This is a genomic window from Streptococcus sp. BS35b (assembly GCF_000286475.1).
Taxonomy (GTDB): domain Bacteria; phylum Bacillota; class Bacilli; order Lactobacillales; family Streptococcaceae; genus Streptococcus; species Streptococcus oralis_W.
Window position 1 is genome coordinate 102700 of record NZ_ALKH01000002.1, and the last position, 11750, is coordinate 114449.

The 11750-nt window shown below is 42.8% G+C and carries 9 protein-coding genes; all 9 read left to right on the forward strand.

Annotation, left to right across the window (positions count from 1 at the left end):
* Positions 1–24 precede the first annotated feature (24 nt).
* The 9 genes from HMPREF1149_RS04705 to trhO all read left to right on the forward strand — a co-directional run bounded on the left by HMPREF1149_RS04705 (position 25) and on the right by trhO (position 11662).
* Entirely contained in the window at positions 25–2670 is a 2646-nt protein-coding gene (locus HMPREF1149_RS04705; protein WP_000432716.1) for an alpha-mannosidase, read from the forward strand.
* 98 nt (positions 2671–2768) lie between these two features.
* Entirely contained in the window at positions 2769–3638 is an 870-nt protein-coding gene (locus HMPREF1149_RS04710; protein WP_000150730.1) for an ROK family protein, read from the forward strand.
* Positions 3632–5512 (forward strand): beta-N-acetylhexosaminidase, encoded by a 1881-nt coding sequence (locus HMPREF1149_RS04715; protein WP_000234378.1) that lies wholly within the window; start codon positions 3632–3634, stop codon positions 5510–5512. The genes HMPREF1149_RS04710 and HMPREF1149_RS04715 overlap by 7 nt, the downstream gene beginning before the upstream one ends.
* A gap of 357 nt (positions 5513–5869) precedes the next feature.
* A complete protein-coding gene (locus tag HMPREF1149_RS04725) occupies positions 5870–6799 on the forward strand; it encodes an ABC transporter permease (protein WP_000714584.1) in 930 nt (309 codons plus the stop codon).
* Between the two features lie 13 nt (positions 6800–6812).
* A complete protein-coding gene (locus tag HMPREF1149_RS04730) occupies positions 6813–7736 on the forward strand; it encodes a carbohydrate ABC transporter permease (RefSeq protein ID WP_000818344.1) in 924 nt (307 codons plus the stop codon).
* 108 nt (positions 7737–7844) lie between these two features.
* Positions 7845–9329, forward strand: coding sequence for an ABC transporter substrate-binding protein (locus tag HMPREF1149_RS04735; RefSeq protein ID WP_000800399.1), 1485 nt, complete (start codon positions 7845–7847; stop codon positions 9327–9329).
* A 160-nt stretch (positions 9330–9489) separates the two neighbouring features.
* Positions 9490–10179 carry a CPBP family intramembrane glutamic endopeptidase gene (locus HMPREF1149_RS04740; protein WP_000760784.1) on the forward strand — a complete coding sequence of 230 codons (690 nt, stop codon included), beginning with the start codon at positions 9490–9492 and terminating at the stop codon, positions 10177–10179.
* Between the two features lie 68 nt (positions 10180–10247).
* The gene (locus HMPREF1149_RS04745; RefSeq protein WP_000188115.1) at positions 10248–10544 is read left to right on the forward strand and encodes a bacteriocin immunity protein; all 297 of its coding nucleotides are present in this window, start codon (positions 10248–10250) and stop codon (positions 10542–10544) included.
* Between the two features lie 131 nt (positions 10545–10675).
* On the forward strand, positions 10676–11662 hold the full coding sequence (gene trhO, locus HMPREF1149_RS04750) for an oxygen-dependent tRNA uridine(34) hydroxylase TrhO (protein WP_001030023.1): 987 nt from the start codon (positions 10676–10678) through the stop codon (positions 11660–11662).
* The last annotated feature ends 88 nt before the right edge of the window (positions 11663–11750 follow it).

An 11750-nucleotide genomic window follows, 5' to 3' on the forward strand; every position in this document is an offset into this window, starting at 1 on the left:
TTAAGTTAGAATGAGGTTTTACTCATGGAAAATGTTGTTGTACATATTATCTCACATAGTCACTGGGATCGTGAGTGGTACTTACCTTTTGAAAGCCACCGTATGCAGTTGGTGGAATTATTTGACAATCTTTTTGATCTCTTTGAAAATGACCCTGAGTTTAAGAGTTTCCACTTGGATGGACAAACCATTGTCCTGGATGACTACTTGGAAATTCGTCCTGAAAATCGCGACAAAGTCCAAGGTTACATCGACGAAGGCAAACTCAAAATTGGTCCCTTTTACATCTTGCAGGATGATTACTTGATTTCAAGTGAAGCCAACGTCCGCAACACCTTGATTGGTCAAGCAGAATGTGCAAAATGGGGCAAATCAACCCAGATTGGTTACTTCCCAGATACCTTTGGAAATATGGGACAAGCGCCTCAAATCCTTCAAAAATCAGGCATTCACGTGGCAGCCTTTGGGCGTGGTGTCAAGCCGATTGGATTTGACAACCAAGTCCTCGAAGATGAGCAGTTCACTTCTCAGTTTTCAGAAATGTACTGGCAGGGTGCGGACGGAAGTCGTGTCCTCGGTATCCTCTTTGCCAACTGGTATAGTAATGGGAATGAAATCCCAGTTGACAAGGATGAAGCCCTGGCCTTCTGGAAACAAAAATTGTCAGACGTACGTGACTATGCTTCGACCAACCAATGGTTGATGATGAACGGATGTGATCACCAGCCTGTACAGCGCAATCTGAGTGAAGCCATTCGTGTAGCCAATGAACTCTTCCCAGATGTGACCTTTGTTCATAGTTCATTTGACGACTATGTCCATGCAGTAGAAAGTGCTCTACCGGAGCAGTTATCAACGGTTACAGGTGAGTTGACCAGTCAGGAAACAGATGGTTGGTACACGCTTGCCAACACTTCTTCATCACGCATTTACCTCAAACAAGCCTTCCAAGAAAATAGCAACCTCCTAGAACAAGTGGTGGAACCATTAACGGTCATCACTGGCGGCCACAACCACAAGGACCAGTTGACCTATGCTTGGAAAGTCCTTCTACAAAATGCGCCCCATGATAGTATCTGTGGCTGTAGTATTGACGAGGTTCACCGTGAGATGGAGACACGTTTTGCCAAGGTCAACCAAGTTGGAAACTTCGTTAAGACCAATCTTCTCAACGAATGGAAGGGTAAAATCGCAACCCACGAAGCCCAAAGCGACCATCTCTTTACTGTCATTAACACAGGTTTGCATGACAAGGTTGATACGGTCAGCACAGTGATTGATGTAGCGGTTTGTGATTTCAAAGAATTGCACCCAACAGAAGGCTATAAGAAGATGGTAGCCTTGACCTTGCCAAGCTACCGTGTCGAAGACTTGGAAGGACACGCAGTAGAAGCGAAAATCGAAGATCTGGGAGCTAATTTTGAGTATGATTTGCCAAAAGACAAGTTCCGTCAGGCTCGTATCGCTCGACAAGTGCGCGTAACAGTGCCTGTTCATCTGGCACCACTTTCTTGGACAACCTTCCAATTGCTCGAAGGAGAACAAGAACACCGTGACGGTATTTACCAAAATGGAGTGATTGATACGCCATTTGTAACGGTCAGTGTGGATGAGAATATCACAGTCTATGACAAGACAACTCATGAAGCGTATGAAGATGTTGTTCGCTTTGAAGACCGTGGTGACATTGGAAATGAGTACATCTATTTCCAACCAAAAGGAACAGAGCCTATCTACGCAGAACTCAAAGGCTGTGAAGTCTTGGAAAATACAGCTCGTTTTGCCAAGATCTTGCTCAAGCATGAATTGACAATTCCAGTAAGTGCAGACGAAAAACTGGATGCAGAACAAAGAGGCATCATCGAGTTTATGACGCGTGAAGCTGGACGCTCAGAAGAATTGACAACCCTTCCTCTGGAAACAGAGATGACCGTCTTTGTTGACAATCCACAAATTCGCTTCAAGACTCGCTTTACCAACACCGCCAAAGACCACCGTATCCGTCTCTTGGTTAAGACTCATAACACGCGTCCAAGCAATGACTCTGAAAGCATCTATGAGGTGGTGACAAGACCAAACAAACCAGCTGCTTCTTGGGAAAATCCTGAAAATCCACAACACCAACAAGCCTTTGTCAGCCTTTATGATGATGAAAAAGGAGTGACGGTGGCCAATAAAGGATTGCACGAGTATGAAATCCTTGGAGACGATACCATTGCCGTGACCATTCTTCGTGCCTCAGGTGAGCTAGGTGACTGGGGTTACTTCCCAACACCAGAGGCTCAGTGCTTGCGTGAGTTTGAAGTCGAGTTTGCTCTCGAATGCCACCAAGCACAAGAACGCTTCTCAGCATTCCGTCGTGCCAAAGCCTTCCAAACACCATTCACTAGTCTTCAGGTTGCTAAACAAGAAGGAAGTGTTGCAGCGACTGGCAGCCTCTTGAGTCATGCGGCGCTCAACTTGCCACAAATCTGCCCGACAGCCTTTAAAGTGGCTGAAAATGAAGAAGGGTATGTACTTCGTTACTACAATATGAGTCAAGAAAATGTTCGCATATCTGAACACCAACAAGCCATTCTGGACTTGCTTGAGCGACCATATCCAGTTCATTCAGGACTTTTAGCACCACAAGAAATTCGCACAGAATTGATCAAAAAAGAAGACATTTAACAGTTTTGAAGTGTTTGATAACTAATACTATGAGATAGAAAGGAGGGGCGAAAGAGTAAAGACTAACTACTGATTCGCCCCTTTTTATGGGAAGAACAATGACCATTGCAACCATTGATATTGGAGGAACTGGAATTAAGTTTGCCAGTCTGACTCCTGATGGAAAAATACTAGATAAGACAAGTACTCCGACGCCAGAAAGTTTGGAGGATTTACTAGCTTGGCTAGACCAACGCTTGGCAGAACAAGATTATAACGGCATTGCTATGAGTGTTCCAGGCGCGGTCAATCAAGAAACAGGTGTGATTGAGGGAATCAGTGCCGTGCCTTACATCCATGGCTTTTCTTGGTATGAAGCTCTTGCACATCATCAACTCCCTGTCCATCTAGAAAATGATGCCAACTGTGTTGGGCTGAGTGAACTGCTGGCTCACCCAGAGATTGAAAATGCAGCTTGTGTCGTGATTGGGACAGGAATCGGTGGAGCCATGATTATCAATGGCAAGCTTCACCGAGGTCGCCACGGCTTGGGGGGAGAGTTTGGCTACATGACAACTATTGCACCTGCTGAAAAACTCAACAACTGGTCGCAACTAGCGTCAACTGGAAATATGGTGCGCTATGTGATTGAAAAGTCTGGTCAGACTGACTGGGACGGACGCAAGGTTTACCAAGAGGCTGCAGCGGGCAATGCTCTTTGTCAAGAAGCTATTTTGCGAATGACCCGTAATCTGGCGCAAGGTTTGCTCAATATTCAGTATCTCATCGACCCAGATGTCATTAGTCTGGGAGGCTCCATCAGTCAGAACCCAGACTTTATCCAAGGTGTCAAGAAGGCTGTCGATAACTTTGTCGAGATCTACGAAGAATACACGGTCGCACCAGTTATTCAGGCCTGCACCTATCACGCAGATGCCAATCTCTGCGGTGCCCTTGTCAACTGGTTGCAGGAGGAAAACCAATGGTAATTTTTACAGGACTTAGTCCCAAACAAGAGCAAGCATTAGAGTTGCTTAAAAAGCATATTTCGCTAGCAGATGTAGAGGTAGCAGTCGCTCAGTCTGACCAAGCCTCTATCTCTATCAAGGGTGAAAGTGGACACTATCAACTAACCTATCGCAAACCCCATCAACTCTACCGTGCCTTGTCAGTGCTAGCAACAGCTCTAGTAGAAAGTGATAAAGTGGAGATTGAAGAGCAGGCGGCTTATGAAGAGTTGGCCTACATGGCTGACTGTTCGCGAAATGCAGTTTTGAATGTCGCTTCTGCTAAGCAGATGATTGAGGTCTTGGCACTCATGGGCTACTCAACCTTTGAGCTTTATATGGAAGACACCTACCAGATTGAGAGGCAGCCATACTTTGGTTATTTCCGCGGGGCTTATTCAGCAGAAGAGTTGCAGGAAATTGAAGCCTATGCCCAGCAGTTTGATATGACCTTTGTGCCTTGTATCCAGACCTTGGCTCACTTATCAGCCTTTGTCAAATGGGGTGTCAAGGAAGTGCAAGAACTCCGTGATGTAGAGGATATTCTCCTCATCGGAGAAGAAAAGGTGTATGACCTGATTGATGGCATGTTTGCCACTCTATCTAAACTGCAGACTCGCAAGGTCAATATCGGGATGGACGAAGCCCACTTGGTTGGCTTGGGACGTTACCTCATCTTGAACGGTGTTGTGGACCGTAGTCTTCTCATGTGCCAACACTTGGAGCGCGTGCTGGATATTGCAGACAAGTATGGTTTCCATTGTCAGATGTGGAGTGATATGTTCTTTAAACTCATGTCAGCGGATGGCCAGTACGATCGTGACGTGGAGATTCCAGGAGAAACTCGTGTCTACCTAGACCGTCTCAAAGACCGTGTAACCTTGGTTTACTGGGATTATTATCAGGACAGCGAGGAAAAATACAACCGCAATTTCCGCAACCATCACAAGATTAGCCATGACCTTGCCTTTGCAGGTGGTGCTTGGAAGTGGATCGGTTTCACACCCAACAACCATTTCAGCCGTCTTATTGCTCTTGAAGCCAACAAAGCCTGTCGTGCTAATCAGATAAAAGAAGTCATCGTGACGGGTTGGGGAGACAATGGTGGTGAAACAGCTCAGTTTTCTATCCTACCTAGTTTGCAAATCTGGGCAGAACTCAGCTACCGCAATAACCTCGACCGCTTGTCTGCTCACTTCAAGACCAATACAGGCCTGTCAGTTGAGGACTTTATGCAGATTGACCTTGCCAATCTCTTGCCAAACCTGCCAGGTAATCTCAGTGGCATCAATCCCAACCGCTATGTCTTTTATCAGGATGTTCTTTGCCCGATTCTTGACAGACACATGACACCTGAACAAGACAAACCGCACTTTGCTCAGGCAGCTGAAACGCTTGCTGAAATCAAAGAAAAAGCTGGAGACTATGCCTACCTATTTGAAACTCAGGCACAGTTGAACCAGATTTTAAGTAGCAAAGTGGATGTGGGACGACGCATCCGTGAAGCTTATAAAGCCGGTGACAAAGTCAGCTTACAGCAAATCGCAAGACAAGAATTACCAAAACTTAGAAGCGAGATTGAAAACTTCCATGCCCTCTTTAGCCACCAATGGCTGAAAGAAAATAAGGTCTTTGGCTTGGATACAGTCGATATCCGTATGGGCGGACTCTTGCAACGTATCAAACGAGCAGAAAGCCGTATAGAGGCTTATCTGTCTGATCAGATTGACCGCATCGACGAGCTAGAAGTTGAAATCCTACCATTTACTGACTTCTACGCAGACAAGGACTTTGCAGCCACAACAGCCAACCAATGGCATACTATTGCGACAGCTTCAACGATTTATACGACTTAATACTCTTCGAAAATCTCTTCAAACCACGTCAGCTTCGCCTTGCCGTATAGATGTTACTGACTTCGTCAGTTTTATCTGCAACCTCAAAGCAGTGCTTTGAGCAGCCTGTGGCTAGCTTTCTAGTTTGCTCTTTGATTTTCATTGAGTATAAAAACAAGAACCGTGTCCCTTGTTCAGAGTGTTCCTCGTGAAACCTATTTCTTATAAAAAACTTCTCCACAAAAAATAATTTGTGGAGTTTTTTCTATAATTAGTAGTTTAACCTAGCCTTCAAATAGGAGTATACTAATAATGTAATCGTTATCAAACCTAAAAATTCGATGAAATCAGTTTTTAGGAATAAAAAGGGAGGAAATTATGAAAAAGTTTTCAAAGACCTTGAGAGATAACTGGATCTTTCTCTTGATGGTTTTACCAGGGGCACTCTGGTTGATTCTATTCTTTTACATTCCAGTATTTGGGAATGTGGTCGCCTTTAAAGACTACCATATGACCAGTAATGGTTTCATAGATAGTATTGTGAATAGTAAATGGGTCGGGTTAGATAATTTCAGATTCTTGTTCAGTTCAAAAGATGCCTTTATCATCACTCGAAATACCGTTCTTTACAATCTCGGCTTTATCTTTATCGGTTTGATTGTATCAGTAGGGATTGCCATCATCCTCAGCGAGCTTCGCTCTAAGAGAATGGTTAAGATTTTCCAAACGTCTATGTTGTTCCCTTACTTCCTGTCATGGGTTATCATCAGTTTCTTTACAGATGCCTTCCTAAACATTGACAAAGGGGTTTTCAACCATTTCCTAACATCCATTGGCATGAAGGAAGTCAACTTCTACGCTGACTTAGGCATTTGGCCATACCTTCTCCTTTTCCTAGGTATTTGGAAAGGCTTTGGATATAGCAGTGTCATGTACTATGCGACGATCATGGGAATTGACCCAACCTACTACGAAGCAGCAACAGTGGACGGGGCTAGCAAGTGGCAACGTATTCGCAACGTAACCATTCCTCAGTTGACTCCGCTTGTGACAGTTTTGACCATCCTTGCAGTCGGAAATATCTTCCGTGCAGACTTCGGTCTCTTCTATCAAATCCCGCATAATGCTGGTCAGCTTTACAATGTAACCAACGTTTTGGACGTATATGTCTTTAATGGTTTGACTCAGACAGCAGATATCGGTATGGCTTCAGCAGCCGGTCTTTACCAATCCGTTGTCGGTTTGATTCTGGTTATCCTATCAAACTTGCTTGCGAGACGAGTCGATCCAAACTCAGCTTTGTTCTAGAAAGGAGGAGAATATGGCAGAAAAGAAAATTAAAAAAGAAAAAATCGATAATGTCGGCATTCACTCCTTCAGTAAGAAAGCAGATATCTTCTTTAGTATCATCTCTGGTTTGATCGCTCTTTCTTGTATCTTGCCCTTTATCTTCGTTATCATCATTTCGGTGACAGATGAAAAGAGCATCCTCCAGTATGGATATAGCTTTTTCCCTTCGAAATTTGGTGTAGATGGATTCCAGTTCCTAGCTCAGTTTAAAGATAAGATCCTCCAAGCGCTCTTTATCTCAGTTTTTGTAACTGTAGTCGGAACAGTGACCAACGTCTTCATCACAACCACTTATGCCTACGCCATCTCACGTACAACCTTTAAGTACCGCAGATTCTTTACGATCTTCGCTCTTCTTAGTATGTTGTTCAATGCTGGTTTGGTACCAGGCTATATCGTGGTTACTCGCCTGCTTCAACTGGGTGATACCGTTTGGGCCTTGATTGTTCCAATGCTCCTCTCACCATTCAACATCATCTTGATGCGTTCCTTCTTCAAGAAGACCATTCCAGAAGCCATTCTCGAATCTGCTCGTATCGATGGTGCCAGTGAAGCTCGGATCTTCTTCCAGATCTGTTTGCCATTGTCACTTCCAGGTATCGCAACTATCACGCTTTTGACAGCTCTTGGTTTCTGGAACGACTGGTTCAACGCCCTTCTTTATATCAAGAGTGACAACTTGTATCCATTGCAATATTTGCTCATGCAAATCCAGCAAAATATGGACTACATTGCAAAAGCAGTCGGCCTATCTGGCCAACTGGGAGTCGCTCTTCCAAAAGAAACAGGTCGTATGGCCATGGTTGTTGTTGCAACCCTTCCAATCGCGATTCTGTATCCATTCTTCCAACGCTACTTTGTTAAAGGGTTGACGATCGGTGGTGTGAAAGAATAGCACTTGTTGAGAAACACCGTTTCTCCCTTCCCAACTTCATCTTAGTGACTGAAGTTACAAATCATTAAATCGTTTATAAGTTTAAAAATAAAAAAAGGAGTTTTTATCATGAAAAACTGGAAAAAATATGCTTTTGCATCTGCTAGCGTAGTCGCTTTGGCTGCTGGTCTTGCTGCTTGTGGAAACCTTACAGGTAACAACAAAAAAGCTGCAGATACTACTTCAGGTGAAAAACCTGTAATCAAAATGTACCAAATCGGTGACAAACCAGACAACTTGGATGAATTGCTAGAAAATGCAAACAAAATCATCGAAGAAAAAGTCGGTGCTAAATTGGATATCCAATACCTTGGATGGGGTGACTATGATAAGAAAATGTCTGTTATCACATCATCTGGTGAAAACTATGATATCGCATTTGCGTCTAACTATGTCGTAAATGCTCAAAAAGGTGCTTATGCTGACTTGACAGAATTGTACAAAAAAGAAGGAGCAGAGCTTTACAAAGCACTTGACCCAGCTTACATCAAAGGGAACACTGTAAACGGTAAGATCTATGCAGTACCAGTTGCAGCTAACGTTGCATCATCTCAAAACTTTGCCTTCAACGGAACTCTTCTTGAAAAATATGGTATCGATATTTCAGGTGTCACTTCATACGAAACACTTGAACCAGTCTTGAAACAAATCAAAGAAAAAGCTCCAGATGTAGTACCATTTGCGGTTACAAAGAACTTTATCCCATCTGATAACTTTGACTACCCAGTACCAAACGGACTTCCATTTGTTATCGACCTTGAAGGAGACACTACTAAGATCGTAAACCGTTACGAAGTGCCTCGTTTCAAAGAACATTTGAAGACTCTTCACAAATTCTATGAAGCTGGATACATTCCAAAAGACGTAGCAACAAGCGACACTTCATTTGACCTTCAACAAGATACTTGGTTCGTTCGTGAAGAAACAGTAGGACCAGCTGACTACGGTAACAGCTTGCTTTCACGTGTTGCTAACAAAGATATCCAAATCAAACCAATCACTAACTTTATCAAGAAAAACCAAACAACACAAGTTGCTAACTTTGTCATCTCAAACAACTCTAAGAACAAAGAAAAATCAATGGAAGTGTTGAACCTCTTGAACACGAACCCAGAACTCTTGAACGGTCTTGTTTACGGTCCAGAAGGCAAGAACTGGGAAAAAGTTGAAGGTAAAGAAAACCGTGTCCGCGTCCTTGATGCCTACAAAGGAAACACTCACATGTCAGGTTGGAACACTGGTAACAACTGGATTCTTTACATCAACGAAAACGTTACAGACCAACAAATCGAAGATTCTAAGAAACAATTGGCAGAAGCTAAAGAATCTCCAGCACTTGGATTCATCTTTAACACTGACAGTGTCAAATCTGAAATCTCAGCAATCTCTAACACAATGCAACAATTCGATACAGCTATCAACACTGGTACTGTAGACCCAGATAAAGCTATTCCAGAATTGATGGAAAAATTGAAATCTGAAGGTGCCTACGAAAAAGTATTGAACGAAATGCAAAAACAATACGACGAATTCTTGAAAAACAAAAAATCATAATCCCGATTGATTTCGTGTATTCATTCCTAATTCCTAAAAATGTGATCACTGCCTTCCTTAGTTCTCTAGGGGAGGTAGTGATTTTTAGGATGCAAACATGAAAAGAGTGGTTCTGAGGGTTTATGCGATGTGATACACATACATCTATAGGGGATTTATTATGAAAAAATATCGTCTTCTTTTCAAAATGAGTGCTGTCTTCTCTTACCTATTTTTCGTATTTGGCCTTTCTCGGCTGACGCTTATTGTCCAAAACTATTGGCAATTTTCTTCCCAGATTGGCAATTTCTTCTGGATTCAAAATATCTTGAGTTTGCTATTTATCGGAGTCATGATTTGGATTCTGGTTAAGACAGGCCATGGTTATCTCTTTCGCATTCCAAGAAAAAAATGGCTTTGGTATTCGATTTTGACAGTATTAGTGGTAGTGCTCCAGATCTCTTTTAACGTTCAGACAGCTAAACATGTTCAGTCAACTGCTGAAGGTTGGGCTGTATTGATTGGTTATAGTGGGACTAACTTTGCAGAGCTAGGTATCTATATAACCCTGTTCTTTCTGACTCCACTGATGGAAGAGTTGCTCTATAGAGGATTACTGCAACACGCCTTTTTTAAACATTCGAGATTCGGTCTTGATTTGCTTCTTCCGTCCATTTTATTTGCTCTTCCTCATTTTTCAAGTCTGCCTAGTCTGTTAGATATTTTCGTTTTTACAACATCTGGAATCATCTTTGCTGGTTTGAGCCGCTATACCAAGAGCATTTATCCATCCTATGCGGTGCATGTGCTCAATAATATTGTAGCGACCTTGCCATTTTTGCTGACTTTTTTACATAGGGTGTTTGGGTAAAATACTGGCTGGAGAGTTAGGAATTATAGTTTTTCAATTTATAAGCGAATTTCAGGAGGAAAATGAGAATGACACCATTAAAATGGTTCGCTGGAGGAAGTGAAAGACGTTGTGAAGCGATGACCATCCTTGATCATCTATTGGAAGATATAAAGGCTGCGCCTCAACTTGCTCCCCTGAAAAATCAGTTAGTGATTTATCAAAAACGATTAGAGGATGATGGAACCTCTACTCCATTTATTCTGAGCCAAATGAATGTTGACATCTCACGTGTGTTGATTGATAACAAGCTAAGTTTGTCAGAAAGTCAAGCTAGGCATATCAAAAAATTGAGAGAATTATCTGCGATTCGCTATGGTTACTGATGAAGTGCAGGGGTAGGACTCTTTCTACAATTTCCGGTCAAATAAATTGCATTCGTTTTCCCAAGTGGGTATACTAGTATAGTTGAATGAAAAATTCTGAAAATTTAAGAATAGAAAAGAGAACAAATCTTATGGCAAAAGATATTCGTGTCTTACTTTACTACCTTTATACTCCAATTGAAAATGCAGAGCAATTTGCGGCAGACCACCTGGCTTTCTGTAAATCAATCGGTCTCAAAGGCCGTATCCTAGTCGCTGACGAGGGAATTAACGGGACTGTTTCAGGTGACTACGAAACAACTCAAAAATACATGGACTACGTTCACAGCCTCCCAGGCATGGAAGACCTCTGGTTCAAGATTGACGAAGAAAGTGAACAAGCCTTCAAGAAGATGTTTGTTCGCTATAAGAAAGAAATTGTCCACCTTGGTTTGGAAGACAACGATTTTGACAACGACATCAACCCACTTGAAACAACAGGTGCTTACTTGTCTCCAAAAGAGTTCAAAGAAGCCCTTCTTGACGAAGATACAGTGGTTCTTGACACACGTAACGATTATGAGTACGACCTAGGACATTTCCGCGGGGCTATCCGTCCAGACATCCGCAACTTCCGTGAGTTGCCACAATGGGTTCGTGACAACAAGGAAAAATTCATGGACAAGCGTGTTGTGGTTTACTGTACAGGTGGCGTTCGCTGTGAGAAATTCTCAGGCTGGATGGTCCGTGAAGGCTACAAAGATGTCGGCCAATTGCACGGAGGAATCGCAACTTACGGTAAAGACCCAGAAGTCCAAGGTGAGCTTTGGGATGGGAAAATGTACGTCTTTGACGAGCGTATTGCCGTAGATGTTAACCATGTCAATCCAACCATCGTAGGGAAAGACTGGTTTGATGGAACACCATGTGAACGTTATGTCAACTGTGGAAATCCCTTCTGTAACCGTCGTATCCTAACATCAGAAGAAAATGAAGACAAATACCTTCGTGGATGCTCACACGAGTGCCGTGTTCACCCACGCAACCGCTATGTTTCAGAAAATGAATTGACACAAGCAGAAGTGATCGAGCGCCTAGCCGCTATCGGTGAAAGCTTAGATCAAGTCGCTACAGTATAAAGCAAACAGCCCTTAGAGGCTGTTTTTCTATGCTTTTTATCTAAAAATCTAAAATTTGTTTCTGTATCTTTCAGGAAAATAGGGTATA